Annotated in this window: 15 protein-coding genes and 1 riboswitch; of the genes, 1 reads left to right on the forward strand and 14 read right to left on the reverse strand. The window is 48.6% G+C overall.

The genetic code is table 11. From position 1 onward, the window contains the following. Positions 1-54: 54 nt before the first annotated feature. Positions 55-1536: a cysteine--tRNA ligase gene (cysS, locus tag BN102_RS01260; protein WP_019207236.1), complete on the reverse strand. Its 1482-nt coding sequence runs from the start codon at positions 1534-1536 to the stop codon at positions 55-57. A gap of 138 nt (positions 1537-1674) precedes the next feature. Here cysS and rpsO point away from each other — a divergent pair, with 138 nt between their 5' ends. Beyond that, positions 1675-1944 (forward strand): 30S ribosomal protein S15, encoded by a 270-nt coding sequence (gene rpsO / locus BN102_RS01265; protein ID WP_019207237.1) that lies wholly within the window; start codon positions 1675-1677, stop codon positions 1942-1944. 731 nt (positions 1945-2675) lie between these two features. On the opposite strand, the gene BN102_RS01270 is transcribed toward rpsO, so the two are convergent. The 13 genes from BN102_RS01270 to BN102_RS01330 form a co-directional block, all read right to left on the reverse strand. Further along, positions 2676-3971 carry a hypothetical protein gene (locus BN102_RS01270; RefSeq protein WP_051007697.1) on the reverse strand — a complete coding sequence of 432 codons (1296 nt, stop codon included), beginning with the start codon at positions 3969-3971 and terminating at the stop codon, positions 2676-2678. 1 nt (position 3972) lies between these two features. Further along, on the reverse strand, positions 3973-5067 hold the full coding sequence (locus BN102_RS01275) for a DUF4465 domain-containing protein (RefSeq protein ID WP_019207239.1): 1095 nt from the start codon (positions 5065-5067) through the stop codon (positions 3973-3975). A 32-nt stretch (positions 5068-5099) separates the two neighbouring features. After that, on the reverse strand, positions 5100-6218 hold the full coding sequence (locus BN102_RS01280; protein ID WP_156810910.1) for a PKD-like domain-containing protein: 1119 nt from the start codon (positions 6216-6218) through the stop codon (positions 5100-5102). 41 nt (positions 6219-6259) lie between these two features. Next, positions 6260-7375: a hypothetical protein gene (locus tag BN102_RS01285; protein WP_019207241.1), complete on the reverse strand. Its 1116-nt coding sequence runs from the start codon at positions 7373-7375 to the stop codon at positions 6260-6262. Positions 7376-7408: 33 nt separating this feature from the next. Continuing rightward, positions 7409-8530, reverse strand: a complete 1122-nt coding sequence (locus BN102_RS01290; RefSeq protein WP_019207242.1) for a PKD-like domain-containing protein — start codon at positions 8528-8530, stop codon at positions 7409-7411. Between the two features lie 37 nt (positions 8531-8567). Further along, complete coding sequence (locus BN102_RS01295; protein WP_019207243.1) at positions 8568-9743, reverse strand: DUF5074 domain-containing protein; 1176 nt, start codon at positions 9741-9743, stop codon at positions 8568-8570. Beyond that, positions 9740-11719, reverse strand: coding sequence for a TonB-dependent receptor plug domain-containing protein (locus tag BN102_RS01300; protein WP_198006547.1), 1980 nt, complete (start codon positions 11717-11719; stop codon positions 9740-9742). Before BN102_RS01300 ends, BN102_RS01295 begins: the two co-directional genes overlap by 4 nt. 104 nt (positions 11720-11823) lie before the next feature. Beyond that, positions 11824-12006, reverse strand: a riboswitch (cobalamin riboswitch). A 93-nt stretch (positions 12007-12099) separates the two neighbouring features. Further along, positions 12100-13686 (reverse strand): Gfo/Idh/MocA family protein, encoded by a 1587-nt coding sequence (locus BN102_RS01305; protein WP_019207245.1) that lies wholly within the window; start codon positions 13684-13686, stop codon positions 12100-12102. Beyond that, complete coding sequence (locus BN102_RS01310) at positions 13686-14165, reverse strand: DoxX family membrane protein (RefSeq protein ID WP_019207246.1); 480 nt, start codon at positions 14163-14165, stop codon at positions 13686-13688. The genes BN102_RS01305 and BN102_RS01310 overlap by 1 nt, the downstream gene beginning before the upstream one ends. After that, positions 14166-15281, reverse strand: a complete 1116-nt coding sequence (locus BN102_RS01315; protein ID WP_156810911.1) for a glycoside hydrolase family 20 protein — start codon at positions 15279-15281, stop codon at positions 14166-14168. A gap of 117 nt (positions 15282-15398) precedes the next feature. Beyond that, positions 15399-17156: a RagB/SusD family nutrient uptake outer membrane protein gene (locus BN102_RS01320; protein ID WP_019207248.1), complete on the reverse strand. Its 1758-nt coding sequence runs from the start codon at positions 17154-17156 to the stop codon at positions 15399-15401. Between the two features lie 18 nt (positions 17157-17174). Then, the gene (locus BN102_RS01325) at positions 17175-20510 is read right to left on the reverse strand and encodes a TonB-dependent receptor (protein ID WP_019207249.1); all 3336 of its coding nucleotides are present in this window, start codon (positions 20508-20510) and stop codon (positions 17175-17177) included. Between the two features lie 228 nt (positions 20511-20738). After that, positions 20739-21683, reverse strand: a complete 945-nt coding sequence (locus BN102_RS01330) for a FecR family protein (RefSeq protein WP_019207250.1) — start codon at positions 21681-21683, stop codon at positions 20739-20741. Position 21684: the final 1 nt, after the last annotated feature.

Raw genomic sequence — 21684 nt, forward strand, 5'->3', positions numbered from 1 at the left:
GCCCTCGAGCTTACGCTATTTTTATTGCACAACGGCGCCGGTATCTACGCCGTTTCATTTATTCAGCTTCCAGGTAAAACCGTCTTTCGTATCTTTTATTTCGAAGCCCCATGCCGTCAGGTCGTTACGGATCTTGTCGCTCGTCGCCCAGTCTTTATCGGCCTTTGCTTGTCGGCGGCGTTCGAGGACCATGTCCACCACTTTTCCGTAAGCTTCTTCGCGAGCTTTGCGATTCTCATCGCTCTCCGCCTTCATTCCTAAGAGTTCGTAGAAAAACGTACGGAAAACCGCTTTCATTTCTTCCAAATCGACAGCCGAGATCGTAGCTTTCCGATCTACCACCGAGTTAATCATGCGGGCCGCTTCAAAAAGACCGGCGATGACGATCGGCGTATTCAAATCGTCGTTCATCGCCTCGTAACATTTCTCCCGAAGACCTTTCACTTCGATGCCGTTCGTAACCTGGGCGGGAACGATCCGGTTCAGATTTCCGATCGCCTCCGTGATTCGTTGCAATCCCTTTTCCGCCGCTTGCAAAGCCTCGTTGCTGAAGTCGACCGTACTGCGATAATGCGCCTGAAGGATAAAGAAACGGATGGTCATCGGCGTATAGGCTTGCGTCAACAGCTTGTGAGAACCGTGGAAGAATTCGTTCAAATTGATGAAGTTCTGATAGCTCTTTCCCATCTTCTGCCCGTTGACGGTAATCATATTGTTATGCATCCAGTAACGCACCATCTGGTCGCCCTGCGAAGCGACGGCCTGCGCTATTTCGCATTCGTGATGAGGAAAGATCAAGTCCATCCCCCCTCCGTGAATATCGAAATGATTGCCCAAGTACTTGCGTCCCATAGCCGTACATTCGCAATGCCAACCGGGGAAACCGTCGCCCCACGGGCTCGGCCAACGCATGATATGTTCGGGGTGAGCTTTCTTCCACAAAGCAAAGTCGACAGCATGACGCTTCTCCTCCTGTCCGTCGAGTTCGCGCGAAGCATGCAAGACATCTTCCAAATTACGTCCCGAGAGAATGCCGTAACGATAGTCCCGGTTATATTTGACCACATCGAAATAGACCGAATCCTCGCTGACATACGCATAACCGTTATCCATGATCTCTTGGACCAGCTGCTCCTGCTCGATGATATGCCCGGAGGCACGAGGTTCGATGCTGGGCGGCAACACATTCAGCGCTCGCATGGCGTCGTGATAGCAGTTCGCGTAATATTCCGCCACCTCCATCGGTTCCAACTGCTCCAAGCGCGCTTTCTTCCCGACTTTATCCTCCCCCTCGTCGGCATCGTGCTCCAAATGCCCTACATCGGTCATGTTACGCACATAACGAACCTTATATCCCAGGTGAGTCAGGTAACGGAATAAGATATCGAACGTAATGGCAGGACGGGCATGCCCCAAGTGGGCATCGCCGTAGACCGTCGGACCGCAGACATACATCCCTACATGGGGAGCGTCCACGGGAACGAAAAGCTCTTTCCGTCGGCTCAGCGTATTATATATGACCAGTTTGCTTTCCATCGTCTTCAAAACTGTTTTAACCACGCAAAGGTATAAATTAATCGGATCGAAGAAAAATAAATACGTAAATACTTGTTATCTAAAAGATAATACCTAACTTTGCAGCGAAAAAATCATATTTTATTAAGTATTAAGCGTATGTATTTAGATGCTGCCAAGAAAAAAGAAATCTTCGAGAAGTACGGAAAGTCTAACACTGATACTGGCTCTGCCGAAGCCCAGATTGCTTTGTTTTCATACCGTATCTCTCATTTGACCGAACATTTGAAGTCAAACAAAAAAGATTATAGTACGGAAAGAGCTTTAACTCGATTGGTAGGTAAACGCCGCAGTTTGCTGAATTATTTGAAAGATCGCGATATCATGCGTTATCGTACTATCGTCGAGACCTTGCAATTACGCAAGTAAGCAACTGAAACTTATCGGAAAGAGGATATGCCGTGGGGGATATCCTCTTTTTTTATGCATCCCGTCCGTAATTTATCCCGTCGATACGTCCCACAACGTGGTCGGATACGTCCCACAACGTAGCCGGATACGTCCCACAACGTAGCTGGATACGTCCCACAACGTAGCCGGATACGTCCCACAACGTAGCTGGATACGTCCCACAACGTAGCCGGATACGTCCCACAACGTAGCCGGATACGTCCCAGACCCCGCCGGCGAGGTTGTTTATCCCGTCGGACAGGTGGTACAACCTATCCGGATACGTCCCGGACCCCACCGGTGAGGTTGTTTATCCCGTCGGACAGGTTGTACAACCTATCCGGCGAGGTTCGGAACGTCGAATTTGAGGTTACCCAACGTATCCGACGGGATTCGGGACCTCGACGGACAGGTTATTCAACGTATCCGACGGGATCCGGGACGTCGACGGACAGGTTACCCAACGTATCCGACGGGATTCGGGACCTCGACGGACAGGTTATCCAACGTATCCGGCGGGATTCGGGACCTCGACGGACAGGTTATCCAACGTATCCGACGGGATCCGGGACGTCGACGGACAGGTTATCCAACGTATCCGGTCCGATCTTTAACCCATCCAACGCGATTGTCTATCCCGTCGGCAAAAAAAATCCGCAGGGCCATCGAATCCGATGTGCCCTGCGGAAGAGAGACATTAAAAAGCGTGTCTATTTACCGTTTGTTTTCAAGCGGATGCCCCGCAGATGGAGGTCGGTGGCACCTTGTATTTCGGTGGAAGTCTCGCCCAGCCATCCGCACTCTTGCCGCATCGCGCAGTAGACGCGCACGAAGTCGATGCCCGGCAGGTGCACCTTCTTGCCGTCCTTGTCCACCGCCCAGTCGATGTCCACCGCATTGTCGATATCGCCGTTGGGCAGGTTGTCCACATAGCCGTAGTCGAAACAGTACTGCACCCAATACTTGCCCTCGCCGCTCTCTTCCACGGCGTTATCGGGCAGGCGCGTGCCGCGGAAGGTCAGCTTGTCCTCCTTCACCCAGCCGGGATAGTAGGACTGGTTGTGCCACGTGTTCTTTTCCAAATAGCCGCTATGGCCCTGATTGTCTTCCCAGCGGATGTACTTCTTGATGGTGACAAACGTCTTTTCAGGGTCGTAGTCGGCATCTTTTTCTTCCGTCTCGGGGCGATAGTAGGTGATTTCGTAGTTGCGGATGGCCTTGGGGTTATTGTATTCGCTGCCCGCAATCTCGTACCATCCGTCGTCCGGCTTGCCGTTCTTGTTTTTGTCGTAGGCCACCTCGATGATGCCGGGTTCGCAACTGCCTCCCTTCTTCGGCGCGTTGGGGTTAGGGTTGGCGGCGGCGAAGAAGGCGTTGCCATCCACACGGAAGTCGCGCAACCCGGCCACATTCAAGATAGTATGATCGAATCCGAAGATGATGTAGCCGCCGAATCCGCCCAAGCTGATAAGCTCGCCCTTCGCCTTTCCCACCAAGCTGCGCTCCGTCCATTTCATGTAGTCGGTCCATCTCGCCCATTCCTCGCCATCCGGCCGATACAGCGGCAATTGGTTGGTAAACTGTCCCGGAGCGGGGAGAATTTCAAAAATCTTTGCGATGTAAGGCGACGGCTCCTTTTCCGGCGCACTCACCCGGACGGTGTACACCTCCTTGTACTCTCTTTCGTCCTTCATCGTGTTCATCGACAGCATGTAAGTACCTGCCGTGATGGGGATGAAGCGCACCGTGGCGGACGTGGTATCCTGCAAGATATAGTTGGCCTTCGGATCGGGCAGACTGTCCATCCTCCACACGCAATGCCCGTCCGCAGCCTCCTTTGTGGAGATTTCCTCCATCGTGTAGAACTTTGCCGGTACCGATTTCTCTATCACAATCGGGCTTCTGTCCTCCTCTTTGCTGCACGCGGAGAAGAGGGCAGCGGACAATCCTAATGCCGCAAAAAGCGGCATTAGGAACTTAGTCTGTTTATAATCCCTATTCAGCATATCAAAACATCTCAATATCGTTCAAGCAGAAATACGCTGCGGTATTCATGCCGTATTGCCCCGAATCGGACGAACGCATCTGGAAGAGCAGGTATCTGACATTATGGAACCCCAAATTCCTAGTAGTCCATTCATTGATTCCCCAAAATCCATTAGTTCCAAAATTGGCAAGCTCGATAATCACAGGACTTCCGATAACGCTCGATGCGTAGACCGGGAAAACCAACAGATGGAGATAGTCGGAAGGACTGTTGAACGGCGTGGCGAATCCGTCGCCCTCCTTGCAACCGTAGTAAGCCCACGGACTGTTAGTGATTTTTATACGTTTTACGGTATAGTTGGTATTGCCATCCCCTAACTTAATCCAGTTCGAGAAGCCGGTTTCGGTGAAAGCGGTAGGATAAGGAATGTTTTCAGGGTCGATAGGGAAACTCTGAATATCCTTACGGTAATACCCCCAATAGCCCAACATAAAATTGGTATTGCTGTTATTCTTGTCCATACATCCCCACTGGTGAAGGATCCAGTTGACGGAACCCGAATGGATGGTATCCGTCGTATATGTACCGAAGTTAGAGTCGTCGTACACATTGGAAACGGTGAACCCGTCCCAATACGCATAACCGGATACATTTCCTCCCGTGTGCGAGAAAGTAAAATGAGGAGTCTCGTGGAACTTCGTATTGGTGTAGGTCTTCTTCCAATAGTAGCCCGTCTGCCCTTCCGGCTGAATGCCGTTACCGGAATTCAACACGAACTGATTCAGTTCCGAACTCAAGGTAATCTCGTTTGACACCGCATAGGTCACCTTGCTCTGCACCCCGCGCGTAGTGGTTTCCAACACCACATTGTACGTTCCCGACTTCTCTTCCTGGAAAGTGTACTCGGAATCCGTAGAAACCAACTTTCCGTTCCGGAACCACGCATAAGAATCGGCACCCTTGACAGGGGCTTCCATAACTAAAGGCCGATCGACCAAGGCCTTTACTTCTTCCGTACGTTGGTTAACGACTGACAAATCGTTTTCCCACTCTGTGTTTTGGCAACCTGCAAAGGTCAAAGCCATGACACCCAGCACAAAAATTTTTGTTTTCATAAAAAATAAAATTTAAAATTGTTAATAAAAAGTCATTTGGTTAAATGACAATCATAAATATCCCTAACACTTATACCGGGAAGAGTTCCTTCATTAAAAACAAAGCCTCCGGCAACAATCTTGATAAAGTCGATACCCGGCAGATTTACAGCATTCCCCTTCTGATCCACCGCGTTTTCTATATTGAATGCGTTCTTAAAATTGCACACATACCCTTTTCTATCCTCATTGGCAAAAACTCTTTTATAATTAATCGTGAATGGAAGTTCTCTCCATCCGGAATCTTTCATGAAATTACCCTGATCGTCGTAACCGGGAAAACAGGCCTCCCCTACCATTAAGGGCTGTTTCTCTAAGTCATCCTTATAATGGATCTCAAACTCGTTCCAATCCTGATCATAAACCACGGATGAATAGGTGACGAAGGCATTCGGGTTTTCCACCTTTTCTTTACCATAGTTGTCGCCTTTCAGCTCATACCATTCATCCTCATCGGGCTTTCCGTTCTTGTTCTTGTCGTAAGCCACATATACCACACCTGACAGACCGGTATCCGGCGATGCTTCCATCTTGAAATCGTCCTCGCCGGGCACATTGACAATCGTGTGGTCGAAGCCCAGTACGGCAGAACCGCCCATACAACCTATCGGAAGCCCTCTGCGGAGTGCCTTTTTCATATCGATCTCCTTAAACATCTTACCGGCTTTCAGCATATCGTTCAACTCCTTCATCACCGTAGCCTTATCTCTGTTCTTGATCACATAAGTATTGATATACCAATACGGTGTCGGGTCATATTCCACAACGGATGTCTGTATATTCTTATATCCACCGTCCGTCACATTAATGGCGAAATTGGCGGTGTAAACCTTCTCTTCGGCATCGGTCACGGTGAGCACAAAGTCTTTCTTGCCGACTTCCGCCGTGATAAAGGTAAAGACTTCGTCCGTGCTGTAGATAGAGTCTCCACAGCTCCATTTGTACTTGGCGGCCGTGCCGTTGGCAATCGTCGGCTTAATCTCCAGCACCTTGCAATTGGGCGTCTCATACTGCGATGCCAAGCCCTCTATGCTTAGAGGCTCCGGATCATCCTTGCTGCAACCAGCAAAGGCTAATACCATTACACTCATTGCAAACAATTTTGTTCTCATGATTGAAAAAGTTTTAAATTAGACATTAATTAAACAACAAGTCATTTGGTTAAATGACAATCATAAATATCCCTTAAAGTTAGACCGATAATAGAAGCTTTGATATGATAACCTCCGGCAACAACTTTGACAAAGTCGATACCCGGCAAAATCACGCTCTTCCCATTTTTGTCTATTGCGTTTTCTATATTAAAGAAATTAATAGCATCACATATATACCCCAAATTGTCTTCATTGACATCTACTGCCTTGTAATAAAGGGTGAATGGTGGTTTTCTCCACCCTGAACCCTCCATATACTTACCCTGATCGTCATATCCGGGGAAACCTCGTAAAATGCGAGTAGTACCGCTTATTCCGAAACTGTCTTCAATATCGAGTTTCATATATCCATACTCACTAAAATCATAAGGGGCAGAATATTTGGTGTATGAATTCGGATACTCATATTTTCCTTGACCATAACTATCCCCTTTCAGTTCATACCACTCATCTTCATCGGGCAGCCCGTTTTTGTTCTTGTCGTAAGCTACATACACCACGCCTGTTATACCGGCATCCGGTGATGCTCCTATTTTGAAATCGTTTTTACCCGGTACATTGACAACCGTATGGTCGAACCCCAATACGGCAGAACCGCCCATATAGCCTATCGGAAGACCTCTGCGGTAGCCATTGTGGATATTGATTTCTTCCAACTTCTTACCGGCTTTCAGCATATCGTTCAGTTCCTTCATCACCGTGGCCTTATCCCTGTTCTTAATCACATAAGTATTGATATGCCTATATGGTGCCGGGTCATATTCTATAACGGATGTCTGTATATTCTTATATCCACCGTCCGTCACATTAATGGCGAAATTGGCGGTGTAAACCTTCTCTTCGGCATCGGTCACGGTGAGCACGAAGTCTTTCTTTCCCACTTCCGCTGTGATAAAGGTAAAGACGTCATCCGTGCTGTAGATAGAGTCTCCACAGCTCCATTTGTACTTGGCGGCCGTGCCGTTGACAATGGTCGACTTAATCTCCAGCACCTTGCAATTGGGCGTCTCATACTGCGATGCCAAGCCCTCTATGCTTAGAGGCTTCGGATCATCTTTGCTGCAACCAGCAAAGGTCAAAGCCATGACACCCAGCACAAAAATTTTTGTTTTCATAAAAAATAAAATTTAAAATTATTAATAAAAAAGTCATTTGGTTAAATGACAATCATAAATATCCTCAACAATTATACCGGGAACAGAAAGTTCATCAACAGCAGAGCCTCCTACAACAATCTTGATAAAGTCGATACCCGGCAAATTCACGCTATTTCCCTTTTGGTCCACCGCATTTGCTATATTGAATGCATTCTTAAAAGCGCATACATATCCCTTGTTATCTTCATTGGCAAAAACTCTTTTATAATTAATCGTGAACGGCGGTTCTCTCCATCCGGATCCTTTCATGAAATTACCCTGTTCGTCATAACCGGGAAAACAAGCAATCCCTGTCATTAAGGATAGTTCATCCAAATCATCCTTATAATGGATCTCAAAACAGTCAAAATCCTGAAGATAAACTACGGATGAATAGGTGACAAAAGCATTGAGGGTTTCGACTTTTTCATTACCATAGTTGTCGCCTTTCAGTTCATACCACTCGTCTTCATCGGGCAACCCGTTCCGGTTTTTATCGTAGGCCACATATACCACGCCTGTCATGCCATCCGGCGATGCTTCCATCTTGAAATCATCCTCGCCGGGCACATTGACAATCGTGTGGTCGAAACCCAGTACGGCAGAACCGCCCATGCTCCCTATCGGAAGCCCCAAACGATAACCGTTATCGATGTCGATCTCCTTAAATTTCTTACCCTCTTTCAGCATATCGTTCAGTTCCTTCATCACCGTAGCCTTGTTCCTATTCTTAATCACGTAAGTATTGATAAACTCATACGGTGTCGGGTCGTATTCTATAACGGATGTCTGTATATGCTTATATCCGCCGTCCTTCACATTAATGGCGAAATTGGCGGTGTAAACCTTCTCTTCGGCATCGGTCACGGTGAGCACAAAGTCTTTCTTGCCCACTTCCGCTGTGATAAAGGTAAAGACTTCATCCGTGCTGTAGATAGAGTCGCCGCAGCTCCATTTGTACTTGGCGGCCGTGCCGTTGGCAATCGTCGGCTTAATCTCCAGCACCTTGCAGTTGGGAGTTTCATACTGCGCCTGCAAACCGATAGTCAGAGGTTCCGGGTCATCTTTACCGCAAGCCGCAAATACGGTTGCAACAACGCACATCGTGCAGAATAAATTCATAAACTTTTTCATACGTGCTAAAATGTTTAAATGAGTAATATAATTGTGATTAATAATGAAGTTTCTTCTTTGTAAAGGCGAAGTGTGCGGGTATGTCGCCCGTGCGGACACTCCATTTCTTACGCCCGTCGGGAGTAAAGCAATAAAGGTCTCCCGGAGATACGTAATTGCCGGCATCGGTGATATAGAACTCGTGCGTATCGGGGTTGACAGCTATGCCGTAGGGCATCTTGATTCTCCGTTCCGTATTGTCCGTGATAAAGCGGCGGGTGACGATATCCCGGCTTCGGGTATCGATAATGGCATAGCTGAAAGTCCACGAATTGGTGACGTAGCTCCATTCCGTTCCGTAGATATAGAGGGAGTCGCCCGACAGGGTCATTTCGGTGTTCGCCACGTCGAGAGCATCGCAAACGGTATCGGTACGCGGGTCGATGACGTAGGTCTTGGAATGTACACCATAGTAGTCGCCTCGCGATGAAACCCAGATATAGCCCTGCCGGTCTACCTCTAACCGATGAAGGTTGATGGCCACATCGATGGTGTTGACGACGCGGAAAGTCTGCAAGTCGATGACAGACACGGTGCGGTCGTAGTTGGGGAAGCGGTAACCGCCCGAGTTGGCCACGTAGAGCCGGCCGTCGTAAACCACCAGTTCATCGGGTTGATACCCCACGTTGCAAGTATCTACAACAGCCAGACGGTCGATGTCTATCTTCGCCACATATCCCAAGCGGGCATTGGGATCCAGCTGTACGGGGCCGGCGTAGGAGCTGACATAAGCATGACGGCCTGAAAACGTGATGTAGCGGCAGTTGGGTATGGAGATTTGGGTGATGTGCCGCGCATCAGTCTGATTCATCACCTCCACGAAGTGAGAACAGTTGATGACTGCCCATATCTTGCCGTCGTAAATCTGTATGTCGTTGCCTACATCGCCCAACTCCTGCACCACGCCCGGATTGGCTTGCGCATAGATGTTGCGGATGTACTTGCCCGTCAAGGCGTCGTAATAGTCGAGGGTGCACTTGTTCGAGCCCATGTTCCCTTCGTTGAGCAGGAAGAATCCCTTAATGGTAGTCGTATCCTTCTTAATCGTATCGGTCTTGCCGGGCTCTACCTGTTCCTCTTGGCGGGGAACGATTCTTTCGTCGTCGCTGCGGCAAGCCGATATGGCCACACAGAGCGACAGAAATGCCATCAAATACTCCACTAACCTTTTCATATCATTACATTTAGTTTTACTTTAAAGTTGGTGCCGGGCATGGGATAGCACTGCACCACTTCGTATTGCTGATTGAAGATATTGTTGATTTCGGCAGTAATCCGGAGGGTCAGCTTACCGAGGGGGAGCGTGCGCGACAACGACAGATCGCTGGTGTACCACGGTTTGGAATAGTTCTCCGGAATGTTGGCGCTCGCCTCGTAGCGCTCGCCGGTATAGATGAAACTGTAATTGGCCGTCCATTGGCGATAGGAGGCGGCAAGGATGGCCGAAAAGGCATGCCACGGGATGTAAGGCAGCTGTCCGCCGTAGAACCGGCTTTCCTTGTCCGTGTGGTCCATCGCTTTGTTGTAGGTATAGGTGACGTGGGAGGAGACGTCGGCTTTCCCGATGCGCCAGTCCGCCCTTACGGAAGCGTCGAGCCCCCAAATGTGGCACAGGCCGAAGTTCATCATCGTCCATCGGAACTGGTTGCTGGTGGGCATAGCCACGATTTTATCCTCCACTTCGTTATAATAGCCGTCAGCTTGCAGCTCTATCTTTTGCAGCAGCCGTCCGGGCAGGATCTTGGTGTACGTCAGGCCGAGGTCATACTGCGTGGTGTACTCGGGTTTCAAGTCCTTGTTGCCGATAAAGGTGTAGTACAGGTCGTTGAACGTGGGCATACGGAATATGCGTTTATAGAAACCGCGAAGGGCGAGTTTGTCGGTCGGACTGCCGAAAGGCTCGTAGCTGAGTGCCACGGTGGGAGTCAGCCTGCTCTTGTCTCCCGCCGCTCCTCCGGCCTTGCGGGTCTCGTCGACGGCATAGGTATGGAGCAGCGATAGCTGGGCGGAGAGTCTGCCCCGGCGCAGACTTGCGGACAAGGCGGACAACAACGTCCACCGGGTGGGGTAGACGAAGTCCGTGAGGTCGGCGTCGAGATAGTTGTACTGCACGTCGTTGGACAAGGATAGCGAGCACCATCCGCCTACCTCATAGAGGTGCGCGGCCGAGAGGTATGCTTCGGTCTGGCGGTAGTGATTGTCGGTATACATGGTGGTGACGTCCAATCGCGGGTCGCTGAGGTAGTGCAAGTAGTCGTAGGCGGCTTTGGCGTTGACAAGCAACGTATAGTGCCCGCTGATTTTCCGGCGGAGCGAGCCTTGAGCGAAGAGGGAGGTGTCCCACTGCCGGTCTTGGTGGCGGAACTTTCCGGGCTCTTCGCGCACGGCGGCGCCGGGAAAGCCCCGCTCGCTGTTGTAGAAGTACACTTTGGCCCGCCACTCGCCGCGGGGTATCCTGCCGAACAAGGCGTACTCCGTACGGACGGCCCGCACATCGCCGTTATGGCGCACTTCGGTGGTGTCGTAGCCGTTCTTCTTGGCATAACGGAAACGATAGCGTCCGGAGGTAGTCATATACTCGGCGCTGAGCTGTGAGCTGAGGTTGTCGGAAAGCTTATGTTCCCATAGGAGAGAGGGGTTGTAGGTGTCGAACGACCCGGCTTTGAGCGCGACGTCGAGATTGTCTTTCCTGCCTTTCCCCGCAAATTCGGGCTTACGCGTCTGCAAATAGACGGCCGATGCCGAGGCGAAATCTTTGGCGGGTTGCAGGATGGTGGACTTCTGTCCGTTGTAGAGTTGCAGGGCCTCCATGTTGTCGAGCGAAAAGCGGCCTAAATCTATCTGTCCGTTCTGCGCATTGCCCAGTTGCACACCATCATAGAAAACGCCCGTGTGATTGGTGCCCAACGAGCGCACGTTCACGGTTTTCAAGCCGCCGATGCCGCCGTAATCCTTGATTTGCACCCCCGCGAAGTAACGCATGGCGTCGGCCACGCTGTGCACGCTCAGGCGCCGGAGTTCCTTGCCCGAGAGTTGTTGTACGGGGATTACGGCATGCCCGGTCTGCCGGGCGGTGATGAGTACTTCCGATAGATGTTGGATACTGTCGAGGCGGCTCGGTCTGTCCGAACTCCCGACATGCTGCGCCATCATACACTTGGCAAATGCGCACAACACAAATACCGACAGCAAGCGTCTGCTGAATATGAGTTTCCTTTTCGACATTTTCAATCTTAGCCCATCCCGAGGGTGCTTTGAATGACAATGCAAAGGCAGGTCTTCTGACTTGTCGCCCGGTGGCAAACGTCTTCCCAAGAATCTCAGTGACGTCATGTTTGCCTGGATATGCGATTTACAGCTGCAGGACAGTTCGGGATTTCCACCCGATTCCCTTTTAATCACTCGTGTAGAGTGCACCCGATGCGAGGGTAAAAGTATTGAATTTATGTCATAGAATCAAATATTCTGCCAATATTTTTTCAGGGAAATCACTCATTTATAACGGAATTACATGTCGTCGGCAGTACTTGTCATACGATCCTTCGGGAGACTTCATCCCAAAAGACCGGTCTTTTCTCTAAATAGGAACGATGGGCCATAATGCAGGTAATACCTTCCTGGAAAGCCATTTCGATATCGGCGCTCGGAGTGCCTCCGTTTCGGATGCATTGAATCCATTCCCGCATGTGCAAGTGGGTGACATCCACCTGTCTACCGTTGATAGAAGTCGTGGTAAGCCCACGCATAGCGTAATATTTCTCGGAAGCGGAAGTTACCGCATCTATTTGTCCGGCATTCGGATTGAACGACATCATCGGAGAAGAGGGATCGATCACTCCCGAACGGATGCTTTGCGCATATCGCACAGAATGTTGATCAGCGGTCACAATCGCATTGCTGCCCAATTCCAACGAAGCCTCGTTCCCGAAAAATATTCTGCCCCGATTACGGCTTGAGGCCAAGTCGCCGCTATATAAAAGGGTCAATTCCCGTGCCGGATATTCGAATACGCAGTGCAGCACGTCGGGGATCTCCCGACTATCCTTCCAATAGTAAATTCCTCCGGAAGAAGTCACCGACCGAGGTATTCCGAGGTGTAAAAGTTGATTGACGGCGTCGTATTCGTGCGTAAACAGCTGCCCGATCATTCCCATATCGTATTCGAACCATTGGGTCCAATTATAATAACGCTCTATGCTGAAAGGCACATAAGGAGTATTTCCCAGCCACTGCTCCCAGTCGATCGTCTTGTCGTTTCCGGGTCTCGGATTTCCTTCAGCATCCAGATGTCGGATCCACGCGCCATCGGCCGTATTTCGGTTAGTCGTCGTTTCGATCAGCGTAATTTTCCCCAATATATTTTTTCGAATAATTTCTTTTGCTTGCTGAAACACTGCGCTCTGAGTGATTTGATGCCCTAACTGATAAACTTTTTCGCTGTTCTTAACCGTATCGTACAGTTCGAAAAGTTCCGCTTCCCGTATGGCTGGCGATTTTTCGCAGTAAACATGTTTCCCGGCGCGGATCGCACGGATCGTCATACGGGCATGGTGATGGTCGGGGGTGGCAATCACGACGGCATCGATGGCGGGGTCGTCGAGCATCTCTTCGTAGGTTTTGTATCGTTTAACTTCCACCGTCGGCGTTTTCTCCGGGTGCAGACTGTTATTTGCCGTGGCGATACCCTCTTGGGCATGAAGGTCGAACACATCGCAAATTCCGGTAATAGCGACATTCATCCATTCCTGTGCTTGCCAGTTCTCGAGCGAGCGATTCTTTCGGTGAGTTTCCACGTCAGCAGGATGCATGAATCCGAGCGCGTTGGCAAGGGATTTGGCTCGGCTACCGAATCCGATGAATCCGATGCGAAGCAAATCTCCGGAATGTTGCTGTTGTCCATAGTTCCACTCCGGGTATTCGAACGAGTCGAGACCCAATTCTTTTAACATTATTCGTTTGCGTTCCGCGTCATAGTTTTTCTTTTTCAGGATTTCGAATCCTAACAAACCGGCGACGGGAAGTCCGACTATTGTTTTCAGCACTTTCCGGCGTTCGGCGTTCACCCCTTCCCGTTTTTCTTTTTCCGGGGGTGTTTGTTTATTATTGTTTGCTTCCATTATTTATCCGCGTCTTTATTTTTACAGAGAAAATGGTCCAATCCGTAAATGCGGCTGGTCGGGAATAATGCCAACATCCCTAAAGCAGCCGCCTCGATCAGGGTTTTGTCGACTAACAGACAACTCCCGTCAACTACCGTGGTCGGAGTATCGATAAACGGAATGTAGTTCAGGTAGTAAAGAAAAACCAACAGGAAACCTGCGATGGAAGCCGCCCGTGCAAACAAGCCCAGGAGCAATCCCAGACCGATACAGATCAACCCCCAAATATTCAGCAAATCGGCAATCGCCAACATGGAAGAATCGGATACGATCCAGTGGGCAAAACTCGCCAACAGCCCCTGAGACTGTTTCAGAAATCCGAGCGAAGACCATTGAGGATCTAACAATTTCGCTATTCCTTCATAGAGAAGATGCCATCCTATCAACAAACGGAGCACCACTAACGAAAAGGTTTGCAAATTACTGTATTTAACCATTTAGATCTCTTTATAAAAGTCTTTTTTCGCTCTTCCCAACTGTTCGATCGCATCCCGGTGTTTGTCGAGGCATCGGTCCAAAGTCACTCGCCACGAGGCCATCATAAACCCTTTCAAACGCGAAGGATCGATGATGTTTTTGCAATAGCCGACAGTGTCTTCCATATTGGTATCGACCGTCCAGTTGCTCCCGGTAGGAACCTGATCATATCCGTGTTTTTCCAAAGTATAATAGGTTTCAAGCATTACCTTTCGCGATTCTTCGATTTTTTCCGGATCAAATTCCGCATCGTAATACCAGTTGCTCTGCAATACGGAAGTCGGCATCTTTTTATAGAACATTTCCGGATTCGCCCAGGCATAATCCGACCATACCCATGCCCGGACATTCTTTTTCTCCAATTGCTTGACATAGAAATAAAGATCCTCCCACCACAAATCTTTTTGTCGGATGACCAAATAGTCCAGATTTCTCTGGTTAAAGACATCTTCTTCGTCCATTCCGATATGGAAGAGGCGCGGCGTGTCAAAGAGTTCGACGACTTCCGAAAGCAGGTCGGCACAAACGTCATAGTATTTTCGGGTAGAAACCATTCTAGCATACTCGCCTAACCAAGCGTCATGGGCTGTCGCAAAATTGAGTTTGGGAACGGGTTCCAACCCTAAATTCCTTATTTTCGCCAATTCCGTGCGTAATTTCTCCGTACTCCACGCATTCTTTACCGCTATTTCGGGGTGGCTTTCATACCGAATGGCATCTCCCAAATCGATGATAACCGTATTGAACCCTTCCTCTTTCATCTGAAGAAGCAGCTTGTTCCAGATCGCTTCGTCGAATGTCAGAAACGGATGATATTCCAATGCCCACGTATTCTGTTCGAGATAATTCTTAGGCTGAAAATCTTGCTTGCATACATCGGGAGTGATTCCCGGGAAGATGGTATGCGAATTATCCAACCACATATTGAAACTCAAATGGATCAGGTTCGCCCATATCATCTCTTCTCTCTTGTTCGCCGTTACTTTCTGTACAAAAGGACGGGCGGCGATTCCCCCCGGTAATCCGGCCATTACGCCGGCCATTGCCATCTGTTTAATAAAAGTTCTTCGTTCCATCGTTGTCTTTTCAATTGATCATGCAGTTAATTCCTTTTTCTTTAATCATTGTCGATACTTCTAACCGAAGGCGTACCAAAAATCCGATACGCCCTCGGTCTTCAGAGAAGCAACTGGTTATTCTATCTTTTCCAATGGCGGCTGATTTTTTTCCGCCCCGTTATATCCGATATTTTGATTGATGACCCCGAGCGTATTTTCCAGAATAATATAATCGGGTATCGGCCAAAGTGCATGGAAAGGAGCCATATTGGCAGTATTTCCTAATTGGGTAATTTTTTGTTCGTATGTTTTATTATACTTCATGACTCGATCATAATAAAAATTTTTCTGGCTGAATCGGTCGAGGCTATACCCTTCCTTATCCATTTTCGCCAAGATATAGGAGATCCGTATCAATTCCGAATGGCGGGGTTCTTCGGCAAAAAGCTCCCGGGCTCGTTCATCCAAGATAAAGTCGATAGTAACCTCTTCCGGGCTAACGGGAAGGGCATTTGCTCTTTCCCTCACCGCGTTGATATCTTCGGCTGCTTCAGTCAATTGATTTTTCCAATAATAAGCTTCCGCTCTGAGAAGATAAGTTTCGGCCAACCGAAAGACATACCAATCGTAATTACCCCCTACGGGCGTGGCTTTGGCATCCTGTTGCGGGGCGTACGTAATATAGAAAGGCATGGCATAAATCGATTTGAAGGTATCGATCGGATTGGCAAAGTTTTTAACGTTTACCGGCTTCCCGAAGTCGACGGATTTCGGGTTGTTATAGAGAATCTCATCCACATCTACCCAGTTTATATTCGCCCGTCTGAGGTCCTGCGTATTGTTCCAACGTTGACCTTTATAGTTCCATAAAGAGTATTGATAATGATAAGTCAGCGTGACATTCGCATTCCCTCTTCCTAACGAATCATACATCAGGCCTTCTGCAACCATGCCTTGCTTTCCTTCGCTGTCGAGCACCTGAGGCTGGAACCACGTACAATGATAGATGCGCATCGTGTACAAACCCGGGGTCCTTGCCGCCGGAGGCGCCTCGTAGCGATCGACAGTAGCCAGGATAGTTTCCGTATTATTCGGTAAATTGAAATTCTGCGGGCGATGCAAATCCCAAATCAGATTCCTGACGGGATTGTTACGATCGATGCCGAATCGCTGCGCCATCAGTTTATAAGGCCCTTCGATCACCTTGCTCGCCGTTTCGATGGCCTTGTCGAAATTCAAATTGGCCAGATAAACCTTGGTCAGCAAATGTCGGGCAGCTCCTTTCGAGGGAGTTCCGGCTTCCGTTTTTTCGGGCAGCCACGTTTCCGCAAACTCCAAGTCTTCCTGTAGTTTATTCAAAATAGTCCATCGGCTATGAGTGTAAAAATCCAGTTTGGGAGAGGTTATCTCTCCATTGACAAACGGGATGTCGCCATACGTATTGACCAATCGATAATACCAGTAGGCCCTGAACCAAAGCGCTTCCGCAAGAATCCGATTCCGTTCTTCCGGATTCTTCCATTCGATATCGTCGATTCGAGAGACTACGACATTGGTATTTTTGATTGCCCCGTACGCATTTCTGAAAAAGACCAGATAGGGATAGTATCGGGAAGTGCTGGGCGTGAGGTTATAGAAATCCAATTGCGACCAAGGGGAGCCCAAGTCGGAAGCGGAAAAATCAGCCGCAATATAGTTGATATAGCCCGTATGTTCAGCTCGAAGGTCCATTTTCATGGCGATCAAGGCCGATTCGAATCCGGCTTTATCTACATACACATTTTCCGGAGTGAAAAAAGACTTCGGTTTAACTTTTAGAAATTCATCGTCGCACGAAAACAGGACGAGGACCAGAAAAAGTCCGACAATCGGTATTTTTATGTTTTGTTTCATATCGCTTGTGATGATAGTTTATAAAGAAATTCTGACACCCACTATATGCGTTCGAGGCATCGGCGTCATCAAGGATTCCGGATCCCAAGCCGGCCACTTGGAAAAATACAATAAATTATGGCCGGAGTAATAGACATCCATGCTCTCTATCCCGAAAAGTCCGAGAAGGGATTTGGGAAAAGCATACGAAAGAGAAACATCTTGCAAACGGACGAACGATCTCGATTTATAGATCATCAACCCTCCGCCGAAGACATTGATGTTGGTCGTCAAACGCGCATAATCGTTGATCGGATTTTCCGGCGTCCAGTAGGGAAACTTCCAGATATTCATCTTATCGTAAGAGTCGGCGCCGCTCCGGTGCAATGCGTTTCCGAAGGGGGCCTTGTGACCTAATTCCGCTCGAAGGAAGAAAGAAGCCGTAAAATGTTTGAGGAATTCGAAATCGTTCCGGAAACCGATTCGATAACGAGGTTGCTTATACCCGATGAACATCTTATCGGCAAGGGCTTCGTATTTTCCGTTCTGGTCGACATCTTCCGCTTTCCAATCTCCCGGCTCCAAGCGGTACTTGGCCGCTTCTTCTCGTTCGTTTTCCTGCCAGATTCCTTTGATTTTGTAATCCCAGATCACGTCGATGGCCCGACCGGGGAACCAATTGTTGGTATAATCGGGTACTTCCCGTTTGACTTTTTTCCCGTTTACTTCAATCTCTTCATAGTCGCCGAACAATTTCAGAATTTTATTTCTGTTCATAGAGAAAACGAGATTAGAACGCCATTTGAATCGGGGGCGATCGATGTTGACCGTATTTAACGTCAATTCCAATCCCTTGTTCTGCAATTCTCCCAAATTGGAAGTTATACTCCTGTAGCCAGTTATTTGCGGAAGCTGGCGATCCATGAGCAGATCGTGGGTCTTCATCAGGTAGGCATCCACGGTAAGATCGATCCGGTTATCGAAGAGTCCCAAGTCTATACCGACATTGAAGGCCTCTGTTTTCTCCCACGACAAATTCTTGTTCGACATGGTGCTCGAATAAGTGCCTACCTTCGTTTCGCTGCCGTTATAATACAGCGTCGACCCCAACTGGGCTAACGCCGAATAGGGACCTACCGCCCGATTGCCATTCTTCCCCCAAGAGGCTCGTAACTTAAGCTGATAGATACTCGGAACTTTGAAAAATTCTTCTTCGGAGATTTTCCAGGCCAACGCTACCGCCGGGAACGTCGCTCGGGGATTTTTAGAACCGAAAGCCGAATAGCCGTCTCTCCTGATGGAAACGGTGAGCAGGTAGCGATTCGACAGCGTATAGTTGATTCGTCCCATCACGGCATCGCCCGAAGTCTCCGTATCCGTCGTGCCGACAGCCGGGTTTGTTCCGAACTGGAGCCCGCTGTATCCTAACTTCTCATTGGGAATAAAAGATTGATTGGCGGCAAAAGTATTCCACGATCTGGTCTGTTCCGCACTGTAAAGCAATGTTACATCGAAAAGGTGAGGGCCGAACTGTTTTTTCCAGGTGACGATATTATCCAGCATCCAGTTATAGGACGAGAAGTCGTTCCTCGTTCCATATCCTCCGGAATGATCTCGTCCGCCCGCAAAGGTTTGGGAAGACCAGAATCTATAATCTTTGATAAATTCGTAATAAGGCTGAAAAGAAATTTTATAATTGAACCCGAACGGCAATTTGATATTGGAATAAATGGTCGCGAAGAGCGAGTACACCCTTCTGAGCTTGTCCAATCCGTAATAATCGACAAATGGATTTTCAATTGTTCCGTAACTCGGATACCACCTCAGCGTGCCGTCTTCGTTGTACATCGAGCCGTACGGACTCAGATAATAGGTCCAGTCCAATACGGCGGGCACGGCATCTTCGTTTCGATCGGAAAAATGCGCATTGATGCCTACATTGAGCCACCGATTGATATCGAAGTCGAAATTCAGCCGGGTTCTGACCGTTGAATAGTCGTCGCCTTTGATCACTCCCTTATTATGCTGGTACTCGACAGACCAGAAATAAGACAGATTATCCGTGCCTCCGTTCACACTCAAATCGTATTTCTGTTTGCTTCCCGTACGAAGCACTTCCCCTTGCCAGTCAATCGAATTCCCTTTGACATAATTTTCTATTTCGATGGGAAAGAAATTCAATCGGGTCAACCATTCCTGCGTATTATCCGCCTGCGGATTGTTACTGGCGTTGCGCCAGTCGTCTATCGTGATCCCGGGCGGCAAGTTGTTCGGATCGTCGTAAAAATAGGAGGGGCGCTGCGTATTTTTCGCTCTCATTACATCTCTTCGGAGAGTCAGGTATCCTTTCGCATCGTACGGAGGGAAGGTATGGGTGACGTCCGAAACGCCTAACTGCGTAGAGAAATTGATCCGCGGTTTTCCCTTTTTTCCTCGATGGGTGGTAATCATAATGATTCCGTTGGCCGCCCTCGATCCGTAAATGGCCGACGAGCTGGCGTCTTTCAAAATATCAATCGAAGCCACATCCGAAGGATTGATATCGCGAAAGCTGCCGTTGAAAATCGATCCGTCCAACACGATTACCGGTTCGTTCGATGCTTTTAAAGAAGATTGTCCTCGTATTTCGATGCTACCTCCGCCTGCGGCAGTCGTTCCTTGCGTGGTATTGAGACCGGCCACAGAACCGGAGATCATATCGACGATTTGCGTCATATTCTGGTTCTTAAAAGCGTTGGCATCCACCCGCTGGATCGATCCGGTCAAATCCGATTTCTTAGCCGTTCCGTAGCCGATGACGATCAGCTCGTCCAAGGTTTTGACATCTTCCTTTAACGTAATATGGAAATTGTCCCGGTTGTCGACCGGGACGTCCTGATCCAAATAGCCGATATACGAAATATGCAAGATGGCTCCTGCCGGAATCTCCAAAGAAAAATTCCCGTTCGTATCCGAAATGGTTCCGTTCCGGTTCGTTCCTTTTTCGAAGACATTGGCCCCGATAACGGGTTCTTTGTTCGAGTCGACTATTCTTCCCGTCACTTTTTTCCTTTTTCCCCCGTCTCCCCGTACGGGGACAATGTTGCGAACAATAATATTTTTTTCTTTGATTTCATACGTGACATCCTGCCCGCTTAAAATCTGGCGGACGGCTTCTTCGAGGCCTTTATTTTCCACGAAGACGGAAATGATCTTTCCGGTATCCAAGTCTGAAGACGAGAAGACGAACGTATATCCGCTTTTTTCTTTCAATTCGTCCATCGCCTGTTTGACGGTTACCTTATCCATCTTCAACATCATTCCCTGCGCATTGACTGTGCCACACAAGACACAGCAAACCATTCCCGCATAAATGGCTTTTCTGATAGCAATCATAAATGAATTGATTTTTTAGGAATTAAAAATAAAATAAACTGGATCTTTTAGAAAGAATGTATAACTTTGCATCGCTAGTAGATCCTAATACCGCAATTTCATTGGGATTGAAGATGGAGGTACCGGAAGATGGTCAGATTTTCCGGTACTTTTTTATCTTCCATCCTCTCTGTTCAAAGGATTTTCATGTTCATACCGTATTCGTTTTTAAGGTTCGACATCAAAGGTTTATTTATATACGACGAGCGTATCATTTTCGGTTTTGTATTTCAGTCGCTGTGTGCCCGAGAGCATGTCCAAGACCTGATACACGTTTTGTTCCTCGCGGTTGAAAGATCCGTAAAAACGCTCGTTCCACAATTTCGGATCGGCAATCCGGATGTTTACGTGATAGCTCCTTTCCAACTCGCGGACGATGTCGGGGAACAATTCTTCATCGAAGAACAGGACGCCGTCCATCCACCCTTTTGCCTTTTGAGGCTCAGATAACGAGATTCGCATTTCTCCGGTGAGCTTGTTCAAGGTCATTTTCTCCGAAGGGGAAAGGTATCGGAGATCCGTCTTTTTCACCCGATTATCCAACGCTACGCATCCTTCTTCCAACTCGACCATCACCTCTCGGTCTTCCTCGTAATTCCGGAAATTGAATTTCGTTCCGAGCACCGTCACATTCAGGTCGGAAGTCCGTACACAGAACGGAAGGTTTTTATTCGTTTTCACCTCGAAAAAGGCTTCTCCCCGAAGGGTCAACGTTCTGCTTTTCATTCCGAAACTTTGCGAATAGATAAGCCTGGAACCGGCATTAAGCCACACCGTAGAACCGTCGGGCAGTTGCAACTTGGTTTTCGAACCTAAGGGAGCTTCTACGACCATATCCGTCAAACTCTTTTCGAATCGTTGCTGGCCTTGCCAATACGATACGACGGAAACCACCCCCAAAAGGATGGCCGCCGCCGCGGCATAACCCAGCCTTCGAAGCAGACGGAATGACTTCCGCTGCCGCTTACTGGCGAAGATCCGTTTTCGAAACCGTACGAAAGCCTTTTCCGCCTCATAAGTATGCCTATCGTTGGCTGCGAGAGACGAAAACCAAAGTTCTTCGTCCGTATCGTCCATTTCCATCGGAAAAAGGAAATCGGACAAATCGTCTGCTCTTTTTTCTTGCTCTTTCATA

Origin of the sequence: Phocaeicola abscessus CCUG 55929, from assembly GCF_000312445.1 — a bacterium.
In the GTDB taxonomy this organism is placed as follows: domain Bacteria; phylum Bacteroidota; class Bacteroidia; order Bacteroidales; family Bacteroidaceae; genus Phocaeicola; species Phocaeicola abscessus.